We start from the raw sequence: 25,717 nt of genomic DNA on the forward strand, positions 1-25,717 counted from the left end.
CACAACCGCCGGACGGCGGGAGGCGCTCAGCCCGACCCGACGAGACCCCGCCGTCGCCCCGGCCCGGGTGACGGCTGGTCACTGTCGAGCCCGAGGGCGGTCCGGGCCTCACGGACGTGCCCGAGCCCCTCCGTGGCCGTGTGCTTCACCTGCGCGTACTCCGCTCCGGTGTGGGCGGTGGCGAGGAGGGCGCGGGCGGTGCGGAGCCGTTCGGTGGCGTCCGCCAGGGCCTGGACGGCGTTTGCGTCGGCGCGTGCCAGGGTCCGCGCGTCGAGGAGGGACAGGCTGCCGCCGAGCCGTACCACCCACCGGTTGGCCTCGGCCTCCTCGTCGAGGCCGGACAGGGCGTCCGAGCGGCCGAGGCAACGCTGAGCGACGATCGCGCCCACCGCACCGGCGATCAGCAGCAGGGAAAGCAGGGCGGCGAATGCCACGGTCTCCACCTCCGGCGACTCAGGGCGTACGCGGGTCGTACGACTCTCGGGTTCCCCCATAAGACCGTCTGCCTCTGTGCGTGCCCCACAAGAAGTCTGTGCGGCGCCCATGAGGTTCCCGAGAGCGGCCGGAGTGGCGCCCGGGGCGTGGTCACCCCGGGCTTCCTCGGTGCCTCAGGACGCGACGGGCCGTTCGGCGGCCGCCTGAGGCGCGGTCCGCGGCAGGGCGTCGGTCCCACCGCGGGTGTTCCTGACGTAGACCACGCCGATCACGGCGAGCAGCGACGCGGCGGAGAGCGTGTACAGGCCTCCGTTGGTGCTGCCGGTCGTGTCCTTGAGATAGCCGAAGAGGGTCGGGGAGACGAATCCACCCAGGTTCCCGATGGAGTTGACCACGGCCAGTCCCGGCGCGGCGATCTTGAGGTCGAGTCCGGACTGGGCCATGGGCCAGTACAGGGTGGCCGCGCACTTGCCGCCGACCGCGGCCAGCGTGAGGGCGGCGAGCCCGAACCAGGGGGAGCCCAGGGTGGCGAGGAAGGTGCCCACGGCCGACAGGACCAGGGCGATCGCCAGGTAGGGGCGACGGTCCGGGGCCTTGTCGGTGAAGTGGCTCACCGTGTACATCGCGATCACGGCACAGATCCACGGGACGGCCGTCAGCAGTCCGACCTGGAAGGGGGAGAGTCCGCCGATGTCGTCGACCAGACTCGGCAGCCAGAAGGTGATCGCGTACCCGGTGAGGGCCATGGCGAAGAAGACGCCGGTCAGCAGGGCGACCTGCGGATGGAGGATGAGCTTGAGGCGGGACACCTTGGGGGCGCGGCTGCGGGCCTCCTCGTCCCGGGCGACCGCCGCGCTCAGCGCCTCCTTCTCCTCGGCGGAGAGCCAGCGGGCGTCCTCGATGCGGGAGACCAGGAAGAACCCTGCGACGAACCCGACGACGATCGAGAAGACGCCCTCCAGCGCGAACATCCAGCGCCAGCCGGCGAATCCGCCCACCCCGTGCATCTCCAGGAGCGCGCCCGTGATGGGACCGGTCACGATGTACGCCGTCGCCGAACCGCCGAGGAAGATCGCGCTCGCCCGGCCCCGGCTGGAGTCGGGCAGCCACTGGGTGAAGTAGAGGAGCACACCGGGGAAGAAGCCGGCCTCCGCGACGCCGAGGAGGAAGCGCAGGGCGTAGAACATCGTGACGTTGTGGATGAAGCACATCGCCACGATGACCAGACCCCAGGTGATCATGATGCGGGTGAGCCAGACCCGGGCGCCGAACCGCTCCAGGAGCATGTTGCTCGGCACCTCGAACAGCGCGTACCCGATGAAGAACAGGCCGGCACCGAGTCCGTACGCGGTGGCGCTGACCCCCACGTCGGCCCGCAGTTCGTCCTGCACGAAGCCGACGTTCGTCCGGTCCATCTGGTTGACCAGCAGCATCAGGACCAGGATCGGCAGCATCCGGCGCAGGAACTTGCCCACCGCCCGCTGTTCGGCTTCGGGCATCACGGCAGCTTCTGACATCGTTGTCTCCCTTACGTGCACATACGTGAACTGCAATCACGTACGCGGGCACTGGGGGACGTTACGGAGGTCGATCTTCCGGGTCAATGGGTTGAGCGGATCTACATGTATGTGAACACGACAACCCGTGGGGCCGGCCGCCGATCAGGTGCCGTCGTTCGCCTCGTCCGCGCGACGCCTATGGCCTCCGTGGGACCCTCCTCCCCGGCGAAGGCGTTCGCCGCGAGCGCGGTGCCGCCCAGACCCGCCACGGCGACCGCGCCACCGGCACCCACCACGACGACCTTTCGGCGCGTGACATCCCCTACGCCCGTTGCCTCGTGGGGCGGTCACGAGCTGAGAAAACGGCCCCTTTCCCCGCACACACGAAAGGGACCTGAAATCGACGGGCGATTTCAGGTCCCTTTCGGATCAGCCTTGTCGAAACGCTTGCCTTACTTCGGCTGGGGCTTGCGAACCGACAGGTGCAGCTCCCGCAGGCGGGCCTCCTCCAGCTCCGTCGGCGCGCCCATCATCAGGTCCTGGGCGTTGCCGTTGAGCGGGAAGGAGATCGTCTCGCGGATGTTCGGCTCGTCCGCCAGCAGCATCACGATGCGGTCGACGCCGGGCGCGATCCCGCCGTGCGGCGGGGCGCCGAAGCGGAACGCGCGCAGCATGCCGGCGAACTTGTCCTCGACGGTCTCGCGGTCGTAGCCCGCGATCTCGAACGCCTTGAGCATGATCTCCGGCTCGTGGTTCCGGATCGCGCCCGAGGACAGCTCGACGCCGTTGCAGACGATGTCGTACTGCCAGCCCAGGATGTCCAGCGGGTCCTGGTTCTCCAGGGCCTCCAGACCGCCCTGCGGCATGGAGAACGGGTTGTGCGAGAAGTCGATCGCGCCGGTCTCCTCGTCCTTCTCGTACATCGGGAAGTCGACGATCCAGCAGAACCGGAAGACGTTCTCCTCGAAGTGCCCGGCACGCTTGGCGGCCTCGACCCGCACCGCGCCCATGATCTTCGAGACCTCGTCGAACTCGCCCGCGCCGAAGAACACGGCGTGACCGGCGGCCAGCGACAGACGCTTGGTCAGCTCGGCCACGTTCTCCTCGGTGAGGAACTTCGCGATCGGGCCGGACAGCGAACCGTCCTCCGCGACCCGCACCCAGGCCAGGCCCTTCGCGCCCTGCGAGACCGCGAAGTCACCGAGCTGGTCGAAGAACTTCCGGGGCTGCGCGGAGACGTCCGGCACGGCCAGGGCACGCACGTGCTTGCCCGCGAAGGCCTTGAACTCCGAGCCCTCGAAGACGTCGGTGATGTCCACCAGCTCCAGCTGGGCCCGCAGGTCCGGCTTGTCGGAGCCGTACTTCAGCATCGACTCCCGGAACGGGATCCGCGGGAAGGGCGAGGTGACGTGGCGACCGCCGCCGAACTCCTCGAACAGCTCGGTCATGAGCTTCTCGATCGGCTGGAAGACGTCCTCCTGCTCGACGAAGCTCATCTCCACGTCGAGCTGGTAAAACTCGCCCGGCGAACGGTCCGCGCGGGCGTCCTCGTCACGGAAACAGGGCGCGATCTGGAAGTAGCGGTCGAAGCCCGAGATCATCAGCAGCTGCTTGAACTGCTGCGGGGCCTGCGGCAGGGCGTAGAACCTGCCCGCGTGCAGCCGGGAAGGGACCACGAAGTCGCGGGCGCCCTCGGGCGAGGTCGCGGACAGGATCGGCGTAGCCATCTCGTTGAACCCGAGGGCCGTCATCTTGTGACGAATGGCGCTGATCACCGCCGTACGCAGCATGATGTTGCGGTGCATGCGCTCGCGGCGCAGGTCCAGGAAGCGGTACTCCAGGCGCCGCTCCTCGTTGACACCGTCCTCCGCGTTGATCGTGAAGGGCAGCGGGGCGGCCGCGCCGAGCAGCTCGACGTCACCGACCTCGACCTCGATCTCGCCGGTCGGGAGGTCCGGGTTCACGTTCTCGGTTCCACGTGAAACAACCTGGCCGTCGACACGGACCGTGGACTCCTTGGAGACCTTGTCGAGAGCCTCGTAGGCCGGGGTGCCGGGACGGGCGACCAGCTGCGTGATGCCGTAGTGGTCGCGCAGATCGATGAAGAGGATGCCGCCCAGGTCGCGCCGATTGTGCAGCCAGCCGCTCAGCCGGACGTCGGAGCCGACGTCAGAGGCGCGGAGCTCGCCGCAGGTGTGGGACCTGTACCGATGCATCGTCGTTCATCCAGCCTTCGCTGATCGGGGATCTCCGGGGCCCGGTGCCCGGACCTCCCAAGGGTACCGGCCACCCCGAGATCGCCTCCCCACCATTAATCCGCACCTGGTGGGTGGCACTGAGCGAGGGGATTTTCCTAAAGTGGGGCAATGCGCACTGGTGAGCCCCTGCCCGCCGTGGGGCAGGTCCTCGCCTCCCTCGCGACCGGCCTGTGGCGTTGGGACAACACAGCCGGGCTGGTCACACTGGACGCCGAGGCCGCGCGTCTGGTCGGGCTGGCCGCCGAACCGACCACCGTCACCGAGGGCGGGATCCGCTCCCGCTTCCACCCGGTCGACTGGAACGAGATCGACGGCGTCGTCCAGCTCGCCGTCGCCGAGGGCACCCTCGCCGAGGCCCGGCTGCGGGTCATGGACGAACACGGTCGCGTGATCCGTACCGTCCGCAGCCGCTCCAAACCGATCGTCGACCCGGCCACCGGGCACTACGAGCTCGTCGGCACCCTCCAGGAGGTCACCGAACCCCCGCCGGGTGCCGCCGCACGCACCCCGGTCACCGGCGACTGGCGCCGCTCCCGGGAGGCCTTCCTGCTGGACGCCGGCCGCGCCCTGGCCGAGGCCCGCTCCACCGCCGAGGTGCTGCGGGTCGCCGCCGGCCTCTCCATGCCCGGCTTCTCGCCGGACGGCCTGGCCGTCTTCGGCGTCCAGGGCGACCGCCTCACCCTCATCGGGCAGCACGGCCAGCAGCCGGACGACGAGAGCCCCTTCTCCCACATGGCCCTCGCCACCGACTACCCCGCCGCCGAGGTCGTCCGCACCGGCCGCGCCGTCTACCTCGCCACCCCCGAGGACTACAAAGCCCGCTACCCGGTCACCTGGCCGCTCGCCCAGCCCTTCGGCCGCCACTCCTGGGCGTTCCTGCCGCTGACGGTCGCCGGCCGCACCCTGGGCGCCTGGATGGCGGCCTTCGCCTACCCGGTGGCGTTCACCCCCGACGAGCGCTCCGTCCTGACGACGGTGGCGCGGATGCTCGCCCAGGCCCTGTCCCGGGCCGGCGTGGCGGAGTCCGAACGCGAACTGACCGACGGGCTGCAACGCTCGATGCTGCCCACCCTGGGCCACCACATACCGGGCATGAGCGTCGCCGCACGGTACGTCCCGACCGGCGGCGGCCTCCAGGTCGGCGGCGACTGGTACGACATGATCCCCCTGCCCAACGGCCGCTTCGCCCTGGTGATCGGTGACGTCCAGGGCCACGACGTCCGCGCGGCGGGCCTGATGGGCCAGCTCCGCATCGCCCTGCGGGCCTACGCCTCGGAGGGCCACCGCCCCGACGCGGTCCTCTCCCGCGCGTCCCGCTTCCTGCACGGCATGACCTACGGCGACGAGAACCTCTCGGACCACCGCTTCGCGACCTGCCTGTACGTGGAGGCCGACCCCGCGACCGGCATCCTGGACGTCGCCCGCGCCGGCCACCCCGACCCCGCGATCCGCATGGCGGACGGCACGGTCCTCACCCGCCCCACGGCCGGCGGTCTCCCCCTCGGCATCGACCCCGACGCCGACTACCCCACCACCCGGATCGTCCTCGAACCCGGCGAGACCCTGCTGATCTGCACCGACGGCCTGATCGAGACCGGCGGCCACGACAGCGAGACCGGCTGGAAGCGCATCCGGGCGATCCTGGAGGAGCACGACGGCGACCTGGAGGCCCTCGCCGACGCCCTGGTCCAGGCCGTGCACGGCCCCTCCTCCCACCACACCACCGGCCCCCTGGCCGACCGGCGCGAGGACGACATCGCCGTCCTGCTGCTGTGCCGGCAGGGCGAGGGCTGCGGATGCGGCGACACCGTCGTGGCCCGCCCCAAGGTCCGCCGCACGATGCTCTCGGTGGCCCAGGCGGAACCCGAACGCGTGGCCGTGGCCCGCCAGCAGCTGCGCGAGCTCCTCCACGACTGGGCCTCCCAGGACCAGACCGACTCGGCGGTCCTCCTCCTCTCCGAGATGCTGACCAACGTCCTCGTCCACACCGACGCGGACGCGCTGCTGCTGGCCGAGGTACGGGGCGAGCCCGGCACCCGCCGGATGCGCATCGAGGTCACGGACACCAGCGACGACCTCCCGCACAAGCGCAGCCCCGGCGAACTGGCGTCGTCCGGCCGCGGCCTGGTCCTGATCGAACTGCTCGCCGACGTGTGGGGCGTCGACCCGAGAGGCGAGGGCAAGAGCATCTGGTTCGAGCTGCACGAGTCGACGGCTGAATCGATACGCCCGTCCACCAACGAGTGAACATCTTTGCTGCGAACGCCTGTTGCCCCGATGCGTGCCTAGCTTCCGAGGCGGAGGTGATGCTCGATGTACGAGCAGAGGAACACCCCGCTGGAACAACCGGCGGCGCAGAAGCAGGACGCGATCGACATCAACGACTTCGTGTTCGCGGCCACGGGGGCGCGGGTGCGGAGGCTGACCATGCCGGACGGGACGCACTGGTTTCCTGCGGTGGATGTCTGCAAGCAGTTGGGGTACACCACCCCTCGCAAGGCACTGCTGGACCATGTCCCCGAAGACCACCGAGACAGTTTGGAGACAGTGACTGGAAGTCACTGTCTCAGCATCCCCGCAGGTCGAGAGTGGCGACGAGACATGAGCCTCGTGAATCTCCAAGGCCTGATCCGGCTGGTGAACGGCTGCACCAAGCCGGAATCCCAGCCCTTCAAGGCCTGGGTCTGCGAAGTCATCGCCACCATCCAGCGCGACGGCTCCTACTCCCTGGAACCGGCTCCCGCACACCCTGCCGCCACTGGGGGCATCGGCGGCACCGCCTACGCCATGCCCCAACAGGTCGCCGACGCGATCGTGCGGCTCGAAGTGAGGAACATCCAGGCCGACGAGATGATGGCGGCCTTCCAGAGGGAACAGACCGATCTCCTACGAGAGATCAGCCGCAGCCAGGGCACCATCGCCCGCGACCAGAGCACGATCGCCCGCAGCCAACGCCTGATCGCCGAGGCACTGCAGGACATCGCCCGGACTCTCAGGCGCCACCGCCCCGAACCGGAGTTGACGCCTCAGCAGCTCCTGACCACCTGGACGACGAAGAACCTGGTCTTCACCGAGGACGTCCATGCGGTGGCGGCGTGCCTGGCGCCCGCACTCGTTCGAGGCGAGGCCAGGTACCGAAGAGATCGCCACACGTACGGGGCTCTCTTTCGCTCGCGTCCACGACTGTCTGCGCACGCTGCTCAAGCGCGGCTGCATGCGGCAGACAGGCTGCGCCGCGGACGGGGCCCCCATCTACGTACTGCCGTAGCGACCCCGTGACAAGGCAGGCCCGAAGTCGCAAAACGACGTTGCGACTTCGGGCCTGTTCCGAGCGTACTGAACTGCCGGGCCCTACAGACCACCCTCGGACATCCCGTGCACCGCCGGGATCGTCCCCAGTCGGCCCTTCTGGAAGTCCTCGAACGCCTGCTGGAGTTCCTCGCGGGTGTTCATCACGAAGGGGCCGTAGTGGGCCATGGGCTCACGGATCGGCTGTCCGCCGAGGAGGACGACTTCCAGGTCCGGCGTGTGGGAGTCCTGCTTCTCGTCCGCACGGACGGTCAGCGAGGAGCCCGCGCCGAAGACGGCCGTCTGCCCCATGTGCACGGGACGCCGCTCCGCGCCCACCGCACCCCGGCCCGCCAGCACGTACGCCAGACCGTTGAAGTCCTCCCGCCACGGAAGAGTGAGCTCCGCACCCGGTGCCAGCGTCGCGTGGACCATCGTGATCGGCGTGTGGGTGATGCCGGGACCGGCGTGGCCGTCCAGCTCGCCGGCGATCACGCGCATCAGGGTGCCGCCGTCGGGGGACGCGAGCAGCTGGACGCTGCCGCCGCGGATGTCCTGGTAGCGGGGGGCCATCATCTTGTCCCTGGCCGGGAGGTTCACCCACAGCTGGAGGCCGTGGAAGAGTCCGCCGGACATGACCAGCGACTCCGGCGGGGCCTCGATGTGCAGGAGCCCCGAACCCGCGGTCATCCACTGGGTGTCGCCGTTGGTGATGGTTCCGCCGCCACCCTGGCTGTCCTGGTGGTCGAAGATCCCGTCGATGATGTAGGTGACGGTCTCGAAGCCACGGTGCGGGTGCCAGGGCGTGCCCTTGGGCTCCCCCGGCGCGTATTCCACCTCGCCCATCTGGTCCATCATGATGAACGGGTCCAGGTGGCGGTAGTTGATCCCGGCGAACGCTCGGCGCACCGGGAAGCCCTCACCCTCGAAACCGCTGGGCGCGGTCGTGACGGCGACCACGGGACGGGCCACGGCGTCGGCGGGTGCGGCGACGCGGGGCAGCGTCAGCGGGTTCTCGACGGTCACTGCAGGCATGTCGGTACCTCCTTGTGCTCCGAGTTTAGTTGAGCGTTGAACTTTCTGCCACCCCCAACGGCAATGGACGGGTGAGCATTCCCGTCCGCACCCAACGCCGAGGCCGGTGCCCCTCTCAGGGCACCGGCCTCTCGGACCACTCAATCAGGTCAGATGACCAACTCGGACTCCTTCGCCGAATCCGAGGCCGTGGCCTGCTCCCCGGCCCCCGCCGGCTCCCCCTTCCCGTCCCGCATCACCACGGCCGCCAGCACCGCCGCCACCAGCACGCCGATCGCGCTCACCGTGAAGGTCGTGGACATCGAGGCGGTGAAGGCCTCCCGTGCCGCCCGCGCCAGCCCGGCGTCGCCGCCGGCGACCGCCAGCGCCTCGGGGATGGAGTTCTTCGCGGCCTCCGGAGCGTCCGCGGGCATCTGGGCCCGGAAGCCGCTCGACAGCAGCGAACCGAGGATCGCGATGCCCAGCGCCGTGCCGGCCTGCTGGATGGTGTCGTTCAGGGCCGAGCCGACGCCCGCCTTGTCCGCGGGGATGGTGCCCATCAGCGCGGCCACCGCGGCCGGCATCGCGAGGCCCGCGCCGAGGCCGAGCAGCCCCAGGGCCACCGCCGGGACCGTGAAGCCGGAGTCGGCGTCCACCGTGGTCAGCAGGGCGAAGCAGACGACCATCACGAGCATTCCGCCGAGGATGACGAACCGGTTGCCGATCGAGGCGGCGAGCTTGACGCCCACCCCGTTGCCGATCAGCGCCGCGACCGCCAGCGGCAGGAAGGCCAGGCCCGCCTCGACCGCCGAGTAGCCGAGCACGAACTGCAGGTACTGGGTGAGGACCAGCAGCAGACCTCCGTTGCCGATCTGGACCAGGGCGAGGGAGAGCGAGCCGCCGCTGAAGTTGCGGTGCCTGAAGAGGACCAGCGGGACCATGGGGGACTTGGTGGTGTTCTCCCAGACCACGAAGCCGGCCAGGGACAGCAGGGCCACCGCCAGCGTGACCGTGGAGCGGCCGCCGAGCGCACCGTGCGCCGGGATCTCGATGATCCACCAGACCAGGGCCGTCATGCCGGTGGCGGACAGCACCGCACCGAGCGGGTCGGCCTTCTGCCAGGGCGCCTTCGACTCGGGCATGAGCGTGACACCGGCGACGAGGGCGAGCACGACGACGGGCACGTTGATGAAGAAGATCGCCTGCCAGGAGAAGTGGTCGATCAGTACGCCGCCCAGGACCGGGCTGCCCACCAGCCCCAGCATCGACACCGAGCCCCAGGCGGCCATCGCCTTGCCGCGCTCCTCCTCGTCGAAGACGGTGATGAGGATCGAGAGGGTGGACGGCATGATCAGCGCCCCTCCGACGCCCATCGCGACGCGTACGGCGATCACCTCGCCGGGGGTGGCGCAGAAGGACGCGGCCAGGGAGGCGGCCCCGAAGAGCAGCAGCCCGATCAGCATCACCTTCCGGCGTCCGAAGCGGTCGCCGAGGCTGCCGGAGGTGAGCAGGAGGCCGGCGAAGACCAGGATGTAGGAGTCGAGGATCCACTGGGTGTCCTGGGCGCTCGCGCCGAGGTCCTCGGTCATCGCGGGCACCGCGACGGTCAGCGCCATGTTGTCGACCACCAGGACCAGCGTGCTCAGACAGAGCACGACGAGGATCCACCAACGGCGTGGGTTGCGGGCTTGAGTGGTTTCCATGGGGCGTCCCTTCGCTCCCTGGGAAGGCGTGCGCACACTGTTCCCGTGCCGCGAACACCGTTCCTTGCGATGCGCACACTGTACGCATGACGGAACGGTGTGCGCAACGGGCAATCGCTGTACGCTCGACGCGAACGACGTACGCACCGAGGAGACCGACATGGCAGCCAGGACGTCGAAGCCGAACCCCATCCCGTCCGTGTGGGCCCGCCCCCGGCCCAGGGCCGACCAGCCCGCCCTCAGCCGGAACACCATCGTCCGCGAGGCGGTCGCGATGCTGGACGCCGAGGGCATCGAGGCCCTGAGCATGCGCAAGCTCGGCGCCCGCCTGAACGCCGGCGCGACCTCCCTCTACCGGCACGTGGCCACCAAGGACGAGCTGATGGAGCTCGCCGTGGACGAGGTCGCCGCCGAGATCCACGTACCGCCCGCGGACAACCCCGACTGGCGGGCCGCCGTCGGCGAGGCCGCGGGGTCGTTCCGCACCGCGGCGCTACGGCACCCCTGGCTGTCCGCGGTCCTCGGGCAGGCCGGGCTCGCCTACCTCGGCCCGAACCTGATGTCCTTCTCCGAGCGGCTGGCCGCGCTGTTCACGGCGGCCGGATTCACCGAGCCGACGGGCGCGATCGACACCGTGTTGTCGTACGTCATCGGCATGAGCACCACCGAGGCGGCCTGGCTCACCACGGTCGCCCGCTCCGGCGAGACCGAGGCGGATCTCATCGCCCGCCTCCTGCCCGCCGTCCAGCGGGCCGCGGCCGGCCACGCCCACCTCGAAGGCGGCTACGCCGAGGCGACCGCCGCGGCCCAGGACCCGGTGGCGCTGCGGGACGCGAAGTTCGCCTACGGCCTGGAGGTGGTCCTCGACGGGCTGGCGCTGCGGCTGCCGAAGTGAACCCCCGCCGATACCGTCGGCCGTTCGCGGGGCAGTGACCTCTAGCCGTACATCCGGCGCATCGCGAACTCGACCATCTGCTCCACGGCCTTCGCGTCGAAGACCATGCGGTGCTCGCCCTCCATGTCGAGGACGCAGCCGTAGCCGGTCGGGAGCAGGTCGATGACCTCGGCGCCGGTGATGACGAAGTACTTGGACTCCTTGCCCGCGTACCGGCGCAGCTCCTTGAGCGAGGTGAACATGGGGATCACCGGCTGCTGGGTGTTGTGCAGGGCGAGGAAACCGGGGTTGTCGCCGCGCGGGCAGTAGACCTTCGAGGTCGCGAAGACCTGCTGGAAGTCCTCCGCGGACATCTGCCCGGTGGTGAAGGCCCGCACCGCGTCCGCCAGCGAGGGCGGGGACGGCTCCGGGTACAGCGGCGGCTGCTGGCCGTATCCGCCGACGCCGCCGGACATGGGCTGCTGCGGCGGGACGTAGCCCTGTTGAGCACCGACGTTCTGGTCGTAGCCGTACATGGGCGCAAGCGTACCGAGAGGGAAGGGGGCGGCGGGCCGGTACCGGGTGTAGGAGTTCCATGGGGAGTTCACAGACGGACCCCTGGTTTCGCACAGCGGGCGCCCATAGCGTCCGGCGCATCAAAGAACGCGCCACGAGACGGCAAAGCGCGGGCAATCGGCGACAGGGAGACAGGGCCATGAGCGGACACCAGCACGACCACGACGACCACGAGCACGACCGGGGGCTGTCCTACGACCTTCCCGTCCTCGCCCGCCGCCGGATGATCCGGCTGCTGGCCGGGGCGAGCCTGGTGCCGCTGGTCGGCTGTTCCGGCGACGGGGACACGACGTCCGCCGCCGGTGACGGCTCGTCGGCGTCCTCCTCGGCCTCGGCGGGGTCGTCGTCCTCCTCGTCGGCCGAGTGCGCGACGATCCCGAACGAGACGGCCGGCCCCTACCCCGGCGACGGCTCCAACGGCGTGAACGTGCTGAAGGAGAGCGGTGTCGTGCGCAGCGACCTCACCAGGAGCTTCGGCGACTCCGCGGGCGGCACCGCCGAGGGCGTGCCCCTGACCATCACGCTCACCGTGGTGGACGCGGCCTCCGGCTGCGGCACCCCGAAGGAGGGTGCCGCCGTCTACCTCTGGCACTGCGACCGGGAGGGCAACTACTCCCTGTACTCCGAGGGCGTCACGGAGGAGAACTACCTGCGGGGCGTCCAGGAGACGGACGACAAGGGCCAGGTCACCTTCAAGAGCATCTTCCCGGGCTGCTACACGGGTCGCTGGCCGCACATCCACTTCGAGGTCTACGGCAGCCTGGACGACGCGACGGCGGCCACGGCCATCACGAACACCTCCCAGCTCGCCTTCGCCCAGGACGTCTGCGAGGCGGTGTACGCGACGGACGGCTACAGCCGGAGCGTGAGCAACCTGAGCCAGTTGTCCCTGGAGACGGACAACATCTTCAGCGACGGCTACGAGCAGCAGCTGGCGACGGTGACGGGGAGTGTCGACAAGGGCTACACGGCGACACTCACGGTGCCCGTCTGAGGTGCGCGGAACGCGTGACGCGTCACAGATGGGCGGTTCGGGGTTGCGACTTATTACCGGCGGGTAGCATCATCCTAGGTACTTGCTACTTGTTGGTACGTGAATTGGCGCGGGGCTCAGTGCCTCGCCGATCTCTTTCTTACGGAGCCGTCGCCATGGGGCACTACAAGTCGAATCTCCGCGACATCGAGTTCAACCTCTTCGAGGTGCTCGGGCGCGACAAGCTGTACGGCACAGGCCCGTTCGAGGAGATGGACACCGAGACCGCCAAGAGCATCCTCGAGGAGCTCACCCGGCTCGCGGAGAACGAGCTGGCGGAGTCCTTCGCGGACGCCGACCGCAACCCGCCGGTCTTCGACCCGGAGACCAACACCGCTCCGGTACCCGCGTCCTTCAAGAAGAGCTACAAGGCCTTCATGGACTCGGAGTACTGGCGCCTGGGCCTGCCCGAGGAGATCGGCGGCACCACCGCCCCGCGCTCCCTGATCTGGGGATACGCGGAGCTGCTGCTCGGTTCCAACCCGGCCGTGTGGATGTACTCCTCCGGCCCGGCGTTCGCCGGCATCCTCTACGAGGAGGGCAACGAGGTCCAGAAGAAGATCGCCCGGATCGCGGTCGAGAAGACCTGGGGCTCCACGATGGTGCTCACCGAGCCGGACGCGGGTTCGGACGTCGGTGCCGGCCGCACCAAGGCGGTCCAGCAGGAGGACGGCTCCTGGCACATCGAGGGCGTCAAGCGCTTCATCACGTCGGGTGAGCACGACATGGAGGAGAACATCCTCCACTACGTGCTGGCGCGTCCCGAGGGTGCCGGTCCCGGCACCAAGGGCCTGTCCCTCTTCCTCGTACCGAAGTACCTCTTCGACTTCGAGACCGGCGAGCTGGGCGAGCGCAACGGCGTCTACGCGACGAACGTCGAGCACAAGATGGGCCTGAAGGCCTCCAACACCTGCGAGATGACCTTCGGTGACCGGCACCCCGCCAAGGGCTGGCTGATCGGTGACAAGCACGACGGCATCCGCCAGATGTTCCGCATCATCGAGTTCGCGCGGATGATGGTCGGCACGAAGGCGATCTCCACGCTGTCGACGGGCTACCTGAACGCGCTGGAGTACGCCAAGGAGCGCGTCCAGGGTCCGGACCTGGCGAACTTCATGGACAAGACCGCGCCCAAGGTCACCATCACGCACCACCCGGACGTGCGCCGCTCGCTGATCACGCAGAAGGCGTACGCGGAGGGCATGCGCGCCCTCGTCCTCTACACCGCGTCGGTCCAGGACGAGATCCAGGTCAAGGAGGCGGCTGGCGAGGACGTCTCGGCGCTGGAGGCCCTCAACGACCTGCTGCTGCCGATCGTCAAGGGCTACGGCTCCGAGAAGGGCTACGAGCAGCTCGCCCAGTCCCTGCAAACCTTCGGCGGCTCCGGCTTCCTGCAGGAGTACCCGATCGAGCAGTACATCCGCGACGCCAAGATCGACACCCTGTACGAGGGCACCACGGCGATCCAGGGCCAGGACTTCTTCTTCCGGAAGATCGTCCGCAACCAGGGTGCGGCCCTGAACTCCCTCGCCGAGGACATCAAGAAGTTCCTCGCCCTGGGCACCGGCGGCGAGAGCCTGGCGGGCGCCCGCGAGCACCTCGCCAAGGCGGCCGTCGAGCTGGAGGCGATCGTCGGTCTGATGCTGACCGACCTCGCGGCCACCGAGCAGGACGTCAAGAACATCTACAAGGTGGGCCTGAACACCACCCGCCTGCTCATGGCCTCCGGTGACGTGGTCGTCGGCTACCTGCTCCTGAAGGGCGCCGCGATCGCCGCCGAGAAGCTGGAGACGGCGTCGGCCAAGGACAAGGCGTTCTACACCGGCAAGATCGCGGCGGCGAAGTTCTTCGCGGCCGACGTCCTGCCGGGTGTCACCCTGGCCCGCAAGGTCGCCGAGGGCGTCGACCTGGACCTGATGGAGCTGGACGAGGCCGCGTTCTAGGACGCGTTCCGGGACACATCCGTACAGCTTCGCGAAACTCCACACCGTCCTTACGAGAGCCCGCTCCCCGTCGCCGGGAGCGGGCTCTCGTACGTCGTTAAGGTGAACCCCATGAGCGCACCCGCCCGCTTCGACCGCGGCCACACCGACGACCTCATGTCCTTCCTCGCGGCGAGCCCGTCGCCGTACCACGCCGTGGCGAACGCCGCCGAGCGGCTGGAGAAGGCGGGCTTCCGTCAGGTCTCGGAGACGGACGCCTGGGACGCGGAGACCTCGGCCTCCGCAGCGGTCAGCGGGGGCAGGTACGTGCTGCGCGGCGGGGCGATCGTGGCGTGGTACGTGCCCGAGAGCGCCGGGCCGCACACCCCCTTCCGGATCGTCGGCGCGCACACCGACTCGCCCAACCTGCGGGTCAAGCCGCGGCCCGACACGGGCGGCCACGGGTGGCGGCAGGTGGCCGTGGAGATCTACGGCGGGCCGTTGATGAACTCCTGGCTGGACCGCGACCTGGGCCTGGCGGGCCGGCTGTCGCTGCGGGACGGCTCGAGTCGGCTGGTGAACATCGACCGGCCGCTGCTGCGGGTGCCCCAGCTCGCCATCCACCTGGACCGCTCGGTGTCGGCGGAGGGTCTCAAGCTCGACAAGCAGCGGCATCTGCAGCCCATCTGGGGGCTGGGCAGCGACGTGCGCGACGGCGACCTCATCGCCTTCCTTGAGGAGGAGAGCGGGATCGGCGCCGGCGAGGTCACCGGCTGGGACCTGATGACGCACCCCGTGGAGCGCCCCTCCTACCTGGGCCGGGACAACGACCTGGTCGCCGGGCCGCGCATGGACAACCTGCTGTCGGTGCACTCCGGAGTGGCCGCGCTGGCCGCGCTCGCCGGGAACGACGACCTGCCCTACATCCCGGTGCTGGCCGCCTTCGACCACGAGGAGAACGGCTCGCAGTCGGACACCGGCGCGGACGGGCCGCTGCTCGGCAGCGTGCTGGAGCGTTCGGTGTTCGCGCGCGGAGGGTCGTACGAGGACCGGGCGAGGGCCTTCGCGGGGACCGTCTGTCTGTCCTCCGACACCGGCCACGGGGTCCACCCCAACTACGCGGAGCGGCACGACCCGACGCACCACCCCCGCGTCAACGGCGGGCCGATCCTCAAGGTCAACGTGAACAACCGCTATGCCACGGACGGTTCGGGACGCGCGGTGTTCGCCGCCGCCTGCGAGAAGGCGGACGTGCCCTTCCAGTCCTTCGTCTCCAACAACTCCATGCCCTGCGGCACCACGATCGGCCCGATCACCGCGGCCCGCCACGGCATCATGACCGTCGACATCGGTGTGGCGATCCTGTCGATGCACAGCGCACGGGAGTTGTGCGGCGCCGACGACCCGCACCTGCTGGCGAACGCGCTGGTGGCGTTCCTGGAGGGGTAGCGCCGGTTCCGGAACGGCTCGGCACGGCATGGGGGTTGACAACCGGGGTACCCGCATTTCCGGACCGGAACGACCGGACCGGACAGGGAGGCAACAGCCATGGGCCTCGGCGGATGCATCATCCTTATCGCCGTGGGAGCCATCCTCACGTTCGCGACCGACTGGGACATGCAGGGGGTCAACCTCGACCTCGTCGGCATCATCCTGATGGTCGTCGGGCTGATCGGCGTCAGCACGTTCAGCAGCATCGCCCGGCGCAGGCGGGTCGTGGTGCCGCCCTCGACACCGGTCGTCGAAGAGGAACGGCGCACCACCCGCAGGGACGGGTACGGCATCTGACACCTCGGCGGGTCAAGGGCCGAACCCCGGATACCGGACACAAGCACCGGAGCGGTACAGGACCCCCGGCACGGCATGCACAGGGCAAGCACCGACAACCTTGAGCATTCCGTAACCGGGGGCATCTTGTGTGTTTGTGTGAATGGCGTGAAGAATTGGAGGCCTGAGGCCCGGGGGGGAGCAGTGCCGGGCCGTACCACCTGCGCCTCGGGGGGCTCCACGTGCTCGACCTCGCAGCGCCGGCGTCCGCCCGGGCCCACGACCGGCGCCGGCGGATCTCCGGCCGCCACGCCGCTCGCCGCGCCCACGCCGCCCCCGAGCAACCCGGGCCCGAGCCGCGCCTCGCGGCGCTGATACCGGCCCACAACGAGCAGGACCGCATCGCGGCCGCCATCCAGGGCCTGTGGAACCAGACCCGGCCCCCTGACCTCGTCGTGGTCGTCGCGGACAACTGCACCGACGACACCGCCCTCGTCGCCGAAGCCCACGGCGCCCAGGTCTTCCACACCCAGGGCAACACCCACAAGAAGGCCGGCGCCCTCAACCAGGCCATCGCCTGGATGCTGCCGCACCTGGACGACCGTGACCTGCTGCTGGTGCAGGACGCGGACACCGTCCTCAACCCGTGGTTCGCCGAGACCGCCCGCGCCACCTTCAACCGCAGGGTCGGCGCCGTCGGCGGCGTCTTCTACGGGGAGGAGGGCGGCGGCTTCCTCGGTCTGCTCCAGCGCATGGAGTTCCACCGCTACGCGTGGGAGCTGGAACGCACCGGCGGCAAGGCGCAGGTCCTCACCGGCACCGGCACCATGTTCCGCGCCCGGGTGCTGCGCGAGGTGCGCTCCGCCCGCCGCGCCGGCGTGATCGGCGGCGGCACGAGCTACTACAGCCTCGCCTCGCTCACCGAGGACGACGAGATGACCAAGGCGGTCAAGACCCTCGGCTACCGCGCCATGTCCCCGGCCGGCTGCGCGGTCACCACCGAGGTCATGCCGACCCTGGGCAAGCTGTGGCACCAGCGCCTGCGCTGGCAGCGCGGCGCGCTGGAGAACCTCCGCGACTACGGCTGGACGCGGGTCACCGCCCGCTACTTCGCCCAGCAGTTCCTGATGGGCTTCGGCGCGCTGTCCTTCCTCGTGTACCTGACCTTCATGATCACGTTCACGACGCTGTACGGCTGGCCCGGCTTCTCCCCGTTCTGGACCGCGATCGGTCTGCTCTTCATGGTCGAGAAGACCGTCTCCGTGCGCCGCGCCGGACCCCGGGCCGTCCTGGTCGCGGCGCTGATGATCCCGGAGATGCTCTACGACCTGTTCCAGCACGCCGTCTACTTCTCCTCGCTGTGGGGCCTGGTGCGCCGCAGCGAGGAGAAGTGGGTGGCCACCTGAACCGCCCCCCACGCACCAACGCACCACACCCTCTAGGAGAACGACCATGTACGGAAGAGTGATCGGCGCCGGTTCCACCGGTGCGGGCGGTGCCACCCTGGCCGCCACCGGCCTGTGGATCAACAGCATGGCGCTGATGGTCACGGCCACCACGCTGGTGGCCGCGGGCCTGGCCCTCTACAAGCTGGCGCCGCGCCCGCGCCGCCGCTGACCGCGACGCCTGGTCCAGGCGACAGGCCCTAGGAGGCGTCCAGGCCCGCCGGCACCAGCGGCAGCCGGTCCGTGCCGCCCTCGGTGACACGGACCGGGACGCTCCACTCCTGCTGGTGTACGCGGCGGGCCGGGTACTCGGCGGCAGGGGCGTCGTCGAGCCACCGACCGTCACGACAACGCGTGCCCCGTCGTCGCGTCCACGTGGTCCGGTACCTCGTCGTGGCGGTCGCCGACGGTGGAGGTGCCGGTGGGTTCGAGGACGAGGATCTCGGTCGGGGCCGGGGCGTACGGCTTGTGTTCGGTGCCGCGGGGGACCGTGAAGACCGAGCCCTTGGGGAGGACGACCGTGCGTTCGCCGTCCTTCTCGCGCAGGGCGATGTGGAGTTCGCCGTCGAGGACGAGGAAGAACTCGTCGGTGTCGTCGTGGACGTGCCAGAGGTGCTCGCCGTCGACCTTCGCGACGCGTACGTCGTAGTCGTTGACGGTGGTGACGATGCGAGGGCTCCACACGTCGGTGAAGGACGCGAGGGCCCGGGGCAGGGAGATGGGTTCCATGGGCTCATCGTGGGGTGTGCCGGGGCACCCTGCGAGTGCTAGAAATCGCATATGCCGCAAGGATCCTCTCAGCGCCGCCCGCACCGGGTCGCCGTGATCGTCGACGAGGGCACCAACCCCTTCGAGGTCGGTGTCGCCACCGAGCTGTTCGGACTGCCGCGCCCCGAACTCGGGCTGGAGCGGCCGCTGTACGACGTCACGTTGTGCACACCGGCACCCGACGTGCGGATGAACCACGGCTTCTTCACCCTGACCGGGGCGGCCGGCCTCGACGCGGTGGACGACGCCGACACCCTCGTCGTACCCGGCCGTCCGGACAACGTCGTCCCGCGCGGGGCCGCCGTACTCGACGCGATCCGCCGCACGCACGCGCGTGGAGCCCGCGTCCTGAGCTTCTGCACCGGCAGCTTCGCGCTCGCCGAGGCCGGGCTGCTGGACGGGCGGCGGGCCACGACCCACTGGCTGTGGGCCGATTCGTTCCGCGAACTGCATCCGAAGGTCCTGCTGGAGCCCGACGTGCTGTTCGTCGACGAGGGCGACGTCCTCACCGCCGCCGGCAGTGCCGCCGCACTCGACCTCGGGCTGCACCTGTGGCGCCGCGACCACGGCGCCGAGATCGCCAACCACGTCTCCCGGCGGCTGGTGTTCGCCGCCCACCGGGACGGCGGCCAGCGGCAGTTCGTCGAGCGGCCGGTGCCTGACGTGCCCGACGAGTCGCTCGGTCCGCTGATCGCGTGGGCGCAGGAACGGCTGGGGCAGCCGCTGACGGTGGCGGACCTGGCGGCCCGGGCGGCGGTGTCGCCGGCCACCCTGCACCGGCGCTTCCGCGCCCAGCTCGGGACGACCCCGCTGGCCTGGCTGACGGGGGAGCGGGTGGCGCTCGCCTGCCGGCTGATCGAGCGCGGCGAGGAACGGCTGGACATCGTCGCTCACAGGAGCGGCCTCGGGACGGCCGCGAACCTGCGCGCACGCGTGCGGCGCGAGACCGGACTCAGCCCGTCGGCCTACCGGCGGCGTTTCGGATCGCCTGCCGGGGAAGCGCTCATGGCATGAGATTCCTCGTACGCGACCGGCTCCTCGGCATCGGTGACGACTACTGGATCGAGGACGACCGTGGCAACAAGGTGTTCCTCGTCGACGGCAAGGCCATGCGGCTGCGGGACACCTTCGAGCTGAAGGACACCCAGGGGCGCGTCCTCGTCGACATCCACCAGAAGATGCTCGCCCTGCGCGACACCATGGTGATCGAACGGGACGGCGAACCCCTGGCCCGGATCACACGCAAACGCCTGTCCCTGCTGCGCAACCACTACCGCGTGTCCCTGGCCGACGGCAGCACCGAACTGGACGTCAGCGGCAAGATCCTCGACCGGGAGTTCGCCGTCGAGTACGACGACGAACTCCTCGCCGTCATCTCCCGACGCCGGCTGCACGTCCGCGAGACGTACGGCGTGGACGTCGTACGAGAGGACGCCGACCCGGCGCTGCTGATCGCGGTGGCGGTGTGTGTGATCCATCTGGCGGAGAAGGAACGGGAGGACTGAGCCGGCTCAGCGGCGCGGGGCGGGCAGTCCCAGCACCCGGTCCTTCAGCGCCGGGAACTGCTCCCGCGTCGTCGCGACCTTCCCGGGGTCGAACTCCACCGTGAGGATCTCCTCGTCGGACCCCGCCTCCGCCAGCACCGCGCCCCACGGATCGACCACGATCGAGTGACCCGCCTGCGGAACTCCGGCGTGCGTCCCGGCCGTTCCACACGCGAGCACGAACGCCTGGTTCTCCACCGCCCGAGCCTGGGCCAGCAGCGTCCAGTGCGCCCGGCGGCGCTCCGGCCAGCCCGCCGGGACCACCAGGGTCTCGGCGCCCGCGTCGACGAGACCGCGGAAGAGTTCGGGGAAACGGAGGTCGTAGCAGGTCGCCACGCCGACGGTCGTGTCGGGCAGACGCACCGTCACCAGGTCCTCGCCCGCGCCCATCAGCACGGCCTCGCCCTTGTCGAAGCCGAAGCGGTGGATCTTGCGGTAGGAGGCGGCCAGATCGCCGGACGGCGCGAAGAAGAGGGAGGTGTTGTACAGCGTCCCGTCCGAGGCGCGCTCCGGAATCGAACCGGCGTGAAGCCAGACGCCCGCGTCGCTCGCCGCCTTCGCCATGGCCTCGTACGTCGGTCCCTGGAGGGGCTCGGCCGCGCTCCCGAACTCCTCGAAGGCGAACGCCCCGGTGGTCCACAGCTCGGGCAGTACGACGAGGTCGGCGCCCGCCTGGTCCCGTACCAGCGAGGCCGTGCGCCGCCGCCGGGAGTCGACCGATTCGCCCTCGTCCACAGCGATCTGGATCAAAGAGGCGCGCACACTACCACCGTCCTGGCATTCGAGCCGTCCACACGGGCCTACGATCGTCACACGAAAGCACTGCCGGGGTGCCTCACAGCAGCGTAACTTAGCGTTTCGAGACACCCGCCGACAGCCACCTCCCGCAGGCAACGCCGCCGCCACCACCGCCCGAGTACCGACCGCCGAGGGGTCCCGTTCCGTGAGTCTGCATCCCACCCTCCAGCCCTACGCCGACGCCTGGACCCACTCCATCGACGCGATATCCGAGCTGGTGCAGCCGCTTGTGGAGGGCGAGTGGAACCGGCGCACCCCCTGCCCCGGCTGGTCGGTCCGTGACGTGGTCTCCCATGTCATCGGCCTGGACTGCGAGATGCTCGGCGACCCGCGCCCCATCCACACGCTGCCGCGCGACCTGTTCCACGTCACCAACGAGTACCAGCGCTACATGGAGATGCAGGTCGACGTCCGCCGTCACCACACGGCACCGGAGATGACGTCCGAGCTGGAGTACGTGATCATCCGCCGCAACCGCCAGCTGCGCAACGAGTCGCGCGACCCCGGCCACAAGGTGCGCGGCCACGTCGGCACCGAGCTCACCCTCGAAGAGGCCATGCGCAACCACGCGTTCAACGTGTGGGTGCACGAACAGGACCTGCGCGCCGCCCTCGGCCGCCCCGGCAACCTCGACTCCCCCGGCGCGCACATCGCGCGTGACGTGCTTCTCGCCGCCCTCCCGCGGCTGGTGGCGGAGGACGCGGGTGCGCCCCGCAGCTCGGCGATCGTCATCGACGTGCACGGCCCCGTCGAGTTCCTGCGCACCATCCGCGTCGACATCCAGGGCCGCGGCACCCTCGAGACGGCCCCCGCGCTCGGCCCGGCCGCCACCCTCACCCTCGACTGGGAGACCTACGTCCGCCTCGCCTGCGGCCGCGTCACCCCGGAGGCGGTCGCGGACCGGGTGAAGGCAGAGGGGGACCCGCAGCTCACGGGGGCGATCCTGCGGAACTTCACGGTCACGCCGTAGCGTCGGGAGGCGGGCGGTGTGCGCCCGGGCGCCAGGCACCTGGCAACGGGCAACGGGCAGCGGTGCCGGACCGCTCAGGCACCGGGTGCCTACACAGGCACGTGCACCGTCTCCACCCGGCTCGCCACCAACCGCTCCCGTTCCCTGCGTGCCGCCCGCCCGCGCAGCCGCAGGATCTGACTGACGCCCACCGCCTGGAGCACGAACACCGAGGAGAACGCGACGCGATAGTCGTCCCCGGTCGCGTCCAGCAGCACCCCGATCGCGAACAGCGTCGTCATCGAGGCGACGAAACCCCCCATGTTCGTGATCCCGGACGCCGTCCCCTGCCGCTCCGGCGGGTTCGCCGGCCGCGCGAAGTCGAAGCCGAGCATCGACGCCGGCCCGCACGCCCCCAGCACCGTGCACAGCACGACCAGCAGCCACATCGGCGCCCGCTCGCCCGGATACGCCAGCGTCACGGCCCACATCAGCGCCGTGGCACCCACGGTTGCCAGGGCCAGCGGCAGCCGCGCCCCGTGGTGCCGGGCGACGACCTGCCCGTAGACCAGCCCGACGACCATGTTGGACAGCACGACGAGCGTCAGCAGTTCGCCGGCCGTCGCCCGCGACAGCCCCTGCGCCTCGACCAGGAACGGCATCCCCCACAGCAGCAGGAACACCATCGCGGGGAACTGGGTCGTGAAGTGCACCCACAGCCCTAGCCGGGTCCCCGGCTCCCGCCAGGACGCGGCGATCTGCCGCCGTACGTAGGCCGCGCCCTGGTGCGGGAACGGCTCCGGCTCGTGCCCCGCGGGGTGGTCCTTCAGGAAGAGCAGGAGCAGGACGAGGACGACGACACCGGCGAGCGCGCTGCCGGCGAACGCCGCCGTCCAGCCGATGCCGTGCAGCAGGCGGGCCAGTACGAGGGTGGAGACGAGGTTGCCCGCCATGCCGGCCAGTCCCGCGAACTGCGCGACCATCGGCCCGCGACGGGCCGGGAACCAGCGGGTGCCGAGCCGCAGCACGCTGATGAAGGTCATCGCGTCGCCGCAGCCGAGCAGCGCGCGTGAGGCAAGGGCCATGCCGTACGAGGGGGAGAAGGCGAAGCCGAGCTGTCCGGCGGTGAACAGGACCACGCCCAGGCCCAGCACCTTCTTCGTGCCGAGCCGGTCCACCAGCAGACCGACGGGGATCTGCATGCCCGCGTAGACGAGGAGCTGGAGGATCGAGAAGGTCGACAGGGCGGAGGCGCCCACGTGGAACCGGTCGGCGGCGTCCAGGCCGGCGACTCCCAGGGACGTACGGAAGATGACGGCGACGAAGTAGACGGAGACGCCGATGCCCCAGACGGCCATGGCGCGGCGGCCGCCCGGCGGGTCACCCGGAAGGGTGGCGGAGCTCATCGGACCTCCCCCCGGGCCAGATGGGAGAACCAGCCGACGTGCCGGTGGACGACGGCGACGGCGGCCTCCGCGTCCCCGGAGCGCAGGGCCTCGAGGATCTCCTCGTGCTCGGCGAGGGTCTTGGCGATGCGGTCGGGGTGCGAGTGCAGGACGGCGACGCCCATGCGCAACTGGCGGTCGCGCAGCTGGTCGTAGAGCCGGGAGAGGATCTCGTTGCCGCCGCTGCGGACGATCTCGGCGTGGAAGCAGCGGTCGGTGACGGCGGCGCCTGCGAGATCTCCCGCGGCGGCCTGGGCCTTCTGCCGGTCGAGCAGTTCCGTCAGTCGTTCGACGAGCCCGGCCGGTGCGGGTACGGCCTTGCGCGCCGCGTGCTCCTCCACCAGCAGCCGGGTCTCGACCACGTCCTTGATCTCCTGGGCGGAGACGGGCAGGACGAGGGCTCCCTTTTTCGGGTAGAGCTTGATGAGCCCTTCCGCCTCCAGCCGCAGCAGCGCCTCGCGCACCGGCGTGCGGGAGACTCCGACGGCCTCGGCCAACTCGCCCTCGGTGAGGAGGGTGCCGCCCTCGTAGCGGCGGTCGAGAACCCCCTGCTTGACGTGGGTGTACACGCGATCGGCTGCGGGTGGGGACTTGACGGCCAGGCTCATGCCCACAGCTTAGATACAACACGTACGCATGACGGTGACCGTCCAGGATGCGGACCGGAACCTCATCCGCCGGTAAAAAACGGGAATCCGCCTCAGCAGCCGCACAACCTTCTGTGCTAGTTACGTGTCACACACCTGCGGCCCCATATTCTTTGAACACGTCAACTCGGCCGCACTTCAGGGGCATTCGACACAATCGGGGTATCTCAGTTGATAACCGGCATCAAGGACGGCCTCCAGGTCGTCCGCATCCGCCGAGCCGCCGCTGTCTCCGTGACCGCAGGCGCCATGCTCGCGACCGGAGCCCTCACCGTGGCACCCGCGCAGGCCGCCACCGCGCCCACGATCGTCGCCAAGGGCGGCTACGTGATGAACAACGCGAACGGCTCTGGGCTGTACAGCAAGGCCGCGAACACCAAGCGCTCCACCGGCTCCACCACGAAGATCATGACCGCCAAGGTCGTGCTCGCGCAGTCGAACCTCAACCTCGACAGCAAGGTCACGATCCAGAAGGCGTACAGCGACTACATCGTGTCGAAGGGCGCCTCCTCGGCCCGCCTGATCGTCGGCGACAAGGTCACCGTCCGTCAGCTGCTGTACGGGCTGATGCTGCCGTCCGGGTGTGACGCCGCGTACGCGCTCGCCGACAAGTTCGGCTCGGGCTCGACGCGGGCGGCGCGTGTGAAGTCGTTCATCGGCAAGATGAACACCCAGGCGAAGAACCTCGGGCTGACCAACACGCACTTCGATTCCTTCGACGGCATCGGCAACGGCGCGAACTACTCGACGCCGAAGGACCTGACGAAGCTCGCCAGCAGCGCGCTGAAGAGCTCGACGTTCCGCACGATCGTCAAGACGAAGAAGTACACCGCCAAGACGATCACCAAGACCGGCTCCACCCGCACCATGCCGACGTGGGAGAACACGAACACTCTCCTCAACAGCTACAGCGGCACGATCGGCGTCAAGACCGGCTCCGGCACCGAGGCCAAGTACTGCCTCGTCTTCGCGGCCACCCGCAACGGCAAGACGGTCATCGGCACGGTCCTCGCCTCCACGAGCGCCAGCCAGCGTGCGACGGACGCGACGAAGCTGCTCAACTACGGCTTCGCCCGGCTCGGCTGACCCTGCGCCAAGCGGTCACCACATCCGGGTAAAGGGCCCCCCGCCGGCGGCGGGGGGCCCTCACCATGTCGGTCGTGACCCCTCCCACGACCGGCCTGCGCCCCGCCGGCCCCGACGACCTGGACGCCATCACCGACCTGCACTCCGAGGCCCGTACCGCGTACTACCGCGCGGGCGGCTGGTCGGAGCCGGAACTCACCACGGCCGAGACGTGGTGTGACCGCCGGGCCGCCTGGCAGCGCGCCCTCACGGGCGGCCACCGGCACATCCTGTGCGCCCTGCGCGACGGCGACCTGACGGGCGTCGTGTCGATGGGCCCGCCCGCGGACACCGACCTGGATGCCACGACGGCAGGACAGCTGTACCAGATCCACGTGCGCCCCGACTGCTGGGGCCAGGGCGTCGGCAGCCGGCTCCACGCCGCCTACGTGCGCTTCCTGCACGAGTCCTCCCTGCACACGGGAGTGCTCGAGGCCTGGGAACGCAACACCCGCGCCCACGCCTTCTACGCCCGCCACGGCTGGCACCAGGACGGACACCGCAGGCCCGGCCCTGGCGGCGCGGACTACGTGCGCCTGCGGCTGCGGACCCCGGGCGGCGAGGGCTGAACCTCCGGGCAGGGCACGAGTCGTGTGTCCCACGCGCGGTGCGTGGGACACGCGGCCG

The 25,717-nt window shown here is 70.1% G+C and carries 23 protein-coding genes and 1 pseudogene; 14 read left to right on the forward strand and 10 right to left on the reverse strand.

Annotated elements, in window-relative coordinates:
- Window positions 1-26: 26 nt before the first annotated feature.
- From AQJ84_RS16405 to aspS, 3 genes are all read right to left on the reverse strand, one after another.
- The gene (locus AQJ84_RS16405; protein ID WP_225889100.1) at window positions 27-434 is read right to left on the reverse strand and encodes a hypothetical protein; all 408 of its coding nucleotides are present in this window, start codon (window positions 432-434) and stop codon (window positions 27-29) included.
- 174 nt (window positions 435-608) lie between these two features.
- Window positions 609-1,952: an MFS transporter gene (locus AQJ84_RS16410; protein ID WP_030042131.1), complete on the reverse strand. Its 1,344-nt coding sequence runs from the start codon at window positions 1,950-1,952 to the stop codon at window positions 609-611.
- Window positions 1,953-2,386: 434 nt separating this feature from the next.
- Window positions 2,387-4,150 carry an aspartate--tRNA ligase gene (aspS, locus tag AQJ84_RS16415; protein ID WP_030042132.1) on the reverse strand — a complete coding sequence of 588 codons (1,764 nt, stop codon included), beginning with the start codon at window positions 4,148-4,150 and terminating at the stop codon, window positions 2,387-2,389.
- Between the two features lie 150 nt (window positions 4,151-4,300).
- Here aspS and AQJ84_RS16420 point away from each other — a divergent pair, with 150 nt between their 5' ends.
- Both AQJ84_RS16420 and AQJ84_RS16425 read left to right on the forward strand, forming a co-directional pair.
- Window positions 4,301-6,439: an ATP-binding SpoIIE family protein phosphatase gene (locus tag AQJ84_RS16420; RefSeq protein ID WP_030042133.1), complete on the forward strand. Its 2,139-nt coding sequence runs from the start codon at window positions 4,301-4,303 to the stop codon at window positions 6,437-6,439.
- Window positions 6,440-6,505: 66 nt separating this feature from the next.
- Window positions 6,506-7,460: pseudogene (locus tag AQJ84_RS16425) on the forward strand (BRO-N domain-containing protein).
- An 83-nt stretch (window positions 7,461-7,543) separates the two neighbouring features.
- Here the strand turns inward: AQJ84_RS16425 and AQJ84_RS16430 are convergent.
- Together AQJ84_RS16430 and AQJ84_RS16435 are read right to left on the reverse strand one after the other, a co-directional pair.
- Complete coding sequence (locus tag AQJ84_RS16430) at window positions 7,544-8,515, reverse strand: pirin family protein (protein WP_030042134.1); 972 nt, start codon at window positions 8,513-8,515, stop codon at window positions 7,544-7,546.
- Window positions 8,516-8,664: 149 nt separating this feature from the next.
- Window positions 8,665-10,197 (reverse strand): MFS transporter, encoded by a 1,533-nt coding sequence (locus AQJ84_RS16435; protein WP_053191443.1) that lies wholly within the window; start codon window positions 10,195-10,197, stop codon window positions 8,665-8,667.
- Between the two features lie 160 nt (window positions 10,198-10,357).
- On the opposite strand from AQJ84_RS16435, the gene AQJ84_RS16440 reads away from it, so the two are divergent.
- Window positions 10,358-11,092, forward strand: coding sequence for a TetR/AcrR family transcriptional regulator C-terminal domain-containing protein (locus AQJ84_RS16440; RefSeq protein WP_053191445.1), 735 nt, complete (start codon window positions 10,358-10,360; stop codon window positions 11,090-11,092).
- 41 nt (window positions 11,093-11,133) lie between these two features.
- On the opposite strand, the gene AQJ84_RS16445 is transcribed toward AQJ84_RS16440, so the two are convergent.
- Complete coding sequence (locus AQJ84_RS16445; RefSeq protein WP_053191447.1) at window positions 11,134-11,607, reverse strand: SseB family protein; 474 nt, start codon at window positions 11,605-11,607, stop codon at window positions 11,134-11,136.
- 179 nt (window positions 11,608-11,786) lie between these two features.
- Here AQJ84_RS16445 and AQJ84_RS16450 point away from each other — a divergent pair, with 179 nt between their 5' ends.
- From AQJ84_RS16450 to AQJ84_RS43485, 6 genes are all read left to right on the forward strand, one after another.
- Window positions 11,787-12,641, forward strand: coding sequence for an intradiol ring-cleavage dioxygenase (locus AQJ84_RS16450; protein ID WP_053191449.1), 855 nt, complete (start codon window positions 11,787-11,789; stop codon window positions 12,639-12,641).
- A gap of 155 nt (window positions 12,642-12,796) precedes the next feature.
- Window positions 12,797-14,623, forward strand: coding sequence for an acyl-CoA dehydrogenase (locus AQJ84_RS16455; RefSeq protein ID WP_030042140.1), 1,827 nt, complete (start codon window positions 12,797-12,799; stop codon window positions 14,621-14,623).
- Window positions 14,624-14,734: 111 nt separating this feature from the next.
- A complete protein-coding gene (locus tag AQJ84_RS16460; protein WP_030042141.1) occupies window positions 14,735-16,051 on the forward strand; it encodes a M18 family aminopeptidase in 1,317 nt (438 codons plus the stop codon).
- 99 nt (window positions 16,052-16,150) lie between these two features.
- Window positions 16,151-16,390: a DUF6458 family protein gene (locus AQJ84_RS16465; protein ID WP_030042142.1), complete on the forward strand. Its 240-nt coding sequence runs from the start codon at window positions 16,151-16,153 to the stop codon at window positions 16,388-16,390.
- 275 nt (window positions 16,391-16,665) lie between these two features.
- Entirely contained in the window at window positions 16,666-17,775 is a 1,110-nt protein-coding gene (locus AQJ84_RS16470; RefSeq protein WP_225889105.1) for a glycosyltransferase, read from the forward strand.
- 46 nt (window positions 17,776-17,821) lie between these two features.
- Complete coding sequence (locus AQJ84_RS43485) at window positions 17,822-17,986, forward strand: hypothetical protein (RefSeq protein WP_164873116.1); 165 nt, start codon at window positions 17,822-17,824, stop codon at window positions 17,984-17,986.
- Window positions 17,987-18,156: 170 nt separating this feature from the next.
- On the opposite strand, the gene AQJ84_RS16475 is transcribed toward AQJ84_RS43485, so the two are convergent.
- Window positions 18,157-18,543: a cupin domain-containing protein gene (locus AQJ84_RS16475; RefSeq protein ID WP_030042143.1), complete on the reverse strand. Its 387-nt coding sequence runs from the start codon at window positions 18,541-18,543 to the stop codon at window positions 18,157-18,159.
- Window positions 18,544-18,594: 51 nt separating this feature from the next.
- On the opposite strand from AQJ84_RS16475, the gene AQJ84_RS16480 reads away from it, so the two are divergent.
- Both AQJ84_RS16480 and AQJ84_RS16485 read left to right on the forward strand, forming a co-directional pair.
- Window positions 18,595-19,596, forward strand: coding sequence for a GlxA family transcriptional regulator (locus AQJ84_RS16480; RefSeq protein WP_053191450.1), 1,002 nt, complete (start codon window positions 18,595-18,597; stop codon window positions 19,594-19,596).
- On the forward strand, window positions 19,593-20,087 hold the full coding sequence (locus tag AQJ84_RS16485) for an LURP-one-related/scramblase family protein (RefSeq protein ID WP_030042144.1): 495 nt from the start codon (window positions 19,593-19,595) through the stop codon (window positions 20,085-20,087). Before AQJ84_RS16480 ends, AQJ84_RS16485 begins: the two co-directional genes overlap by 4 nt.
- A 6-nt stretch (window positions 20,088-20,093) precedes the next feature.
- On the opposite strand, the gene AQJ84_RS16490 is transcribed toward AQJ84_RS16485, so the two are convergent.
- Window positions 20,094-20,888, reverse strand: coding sequence for a carbon-nitrogen family hydrolase (locus tag AQJ84_RS16490; RefSeq protein ID WP_030042145.1), 795 nt, complete (start codon window positions 20,886-20,888; stop codon window positions 20,094-20,096).
- Window positions 20,889-21,069: 181 nt separating this feature from the next.
- On the opposite strand from AQJ84_RS16490, the gene AQJ84_RS16495 reads away from it, so the two are divergent.
- Complete coding sequence (locus AQJ84_RS16495) at window positions 21,070-21,894, forward strand: maleylpyruvate isomerase family mycothiol-dependent enzyme (RefSeq protein ID WP_030042146.1); 825 nt, start codon at window positions 21,070-21,072, stop codon at window positions 21,892-21,894.
- 89 nt (window positions 21,895-21,983) lie between these two features.
- On the opposite strand, the gene AQJ84_RS16500 is transcribed toward AQJ84_RS16495, so the two are convergent.
- Both AQJ84_RS16500 and AQJ84_RS16505 read right to left on the reverse strand, forming a co-directional pair.
- On the reverse strand, window positions 21,984-23,279 hold the full coding sequence (locus AQJ84_RS16500; protein WP_053191452.1) for an MFS transporter: 1,296 nt from the start codon (window positions 23,277-23,279) through the stop codon (window positions 21,984-21,986).
- Window positions 23,276-23,926: a GntR family transcriptional regulator gene (locus AQJ84_RS16505; protein WP_030042149.1), complete on the reverse strand. Its 651-nt coding sequence runs from the start codon at window positions 23,924-23,926 to the stop codon at window positions 23,276-23,278. Before AQJ84_RS16505 ends, AQJ84_RS16500 begins: the two co-directional genes overlap by 4 nt.
- 222 nt (window positions 23,927-24,148) lie before the next feature.
- On the opposite strand from AQJ84_RS16505, the gene AQJ84_RS16510 reads away from it, so the two are divergent.
- A complete protein-coding gene (locus tag AQJ84_RS16510) occupies window positions 24,149-25,051 on the forward strand; it encodes a D-alanyl-D-alanine carboxypeptidase family protein (RefSeq protein WP_037803523.1) in 903 nt (300 codons plus the stop codon).
- A gap of 74 nt (window positions 25,052-25,125) precedes the next feature.
- Window positions 25,126-25,659, forward strand: coding sequence for a GNAT family N-acetyltransferase (locus tag AQJ84_RS16515; RefSeq protein ID WP_225877318.1), 534 nt, complete (start codon window positions 25,126-25,128; stop codon window positions 25,657-25,659).
- The last annotated feature ends 58 nt before the right edge of the window (window positions 25,660-25,717 follow it).

It is taken from the genome of Streptomyces resistomycificus (assembly GCF_001514265.1).
In the GTDB taxonomy this organism is placed as follows: Bacteria; Actinomycetota; Actinomycetes; order Streptomycetales; family Streptomycetaceae; genus Streptomyces; species Streptomyces resistomycificus.

Coding starts and splice junctions, on each gene's coding strand:
- AQJ84_RS16410 (WP_030042131.1), bottom strand. CDS start 1,952: ATGTCAGAAGCTGCCGTGATGCCCGAAGCCGAACAGCGGGCGGTGGGC.
- aspS (WP_030042132.1), bottom strand. CDS start 4,150: ATGCATCGGTACAGGTCCCACACCTGCGGCGAGCTCCGCGCCTCTGAC.
- AQJ84_RS16420 (WP_030042133.1), top strand. CDS start 4,301: ATGCGCACTGGTGAGCCCCTGCCCGCCGTGGGGCAGGTCCTCGCCTCC.
- AQJ84_RS16430 (WP_030042134.1), bottom strand. CDS start 8,515: ATGCCTGCAGTGACCGTCGAGAACCCGCTGACGCTGCCCCGCGTCGCC.
- AQJ84_RS16435 (WP_053191443.1), bottom strand. CDS start 10,197: ATGGAAACCACTCAAGCCCGCAACCCACGCCGTTGGTGGATCCTCGTC.
- AQJ84_RS16440 (WP_053191445.1), top strand. CDS start 10,358: ATGGCAGCCAGGACGTCGAAGCCGAACCCCATCCCGTCCGTGTGGGCC.
- AQJ84_RS16445 (WP_053191447.1), bottom strand. CDS start 11,607: ATGTACGGCTACGACCAGAACGTCGGTGCTCAACAGGGCTACGTCCCG.
- AQJ84_RS16450 (WP_053191449.1), top strand. CDS start 11,787: ATGAGCGGACACCAGCACGACCACGACGACCACGAGCACGACCGGGGG.
- AQJ84_RS16455 (WP_030042140.1), top strand. CDS start 12,797: ATGGGGCACTACAAGTCGAATCTCCGCGACATCGAGTTCAACCTCTTC.
- AQJ84_RS16460 (WP_030042141.1), top strand. CDS start 14,735: ATGAGCGCACCCGCCCGCTTCGACCGCGGCCACACCGACGACCTCATG.
- AQJ84_RS16465 (WP_030042142.1), top strand. CDS start 16,151: ATGGGCCTCGGCGGATGCATCATCCTTATCGCCGTGGGAGCCATCCTC.
- AQJ84_RS43485 (WP_164873116.1), top strand. CDS start 17,822: ATGTACGGAAGAGTGATCGGCGCCGGTTCCACCGGTGCGGGCGGTGCC.
- AQJ84_RS16475 (WP_030042143.1), bottom strand. CDS start 18,543: ATGGAACCCATCTCCCTGCCCCGGGCCCTCGCGTCCTTCACCGACGTG.
- AQJ84_RS16480 (WP_053191450.1), top strand. CDS start 18,595: ATGCCGCAAGGATCCTCTCAGCGCCGCCCGCACCGGGTCGCCGTGATC.
- AQJ84_RS16485 (WP_030042144.1), top strand. CDS start 19,593: ATGAGATTCCTCGTACGCGACCGGCTCCTCGGCATCGGTGACGACTAC.
- AQJ84_RS16500 (WP_053191452.1), bottom strand. CDS start 23,279: ATGAGCTCCGCCACCCTTCCGGGTGACCCGCCGGGCGGCCGCCGCGCC.
- AQJ84_RS16505 (WP_030042149.1), bottom strand. CDS start 23,926: ATGAGCCTGGCCGTCAAGTCCCCACCCGCAGCCGATCGCGTGTACACC.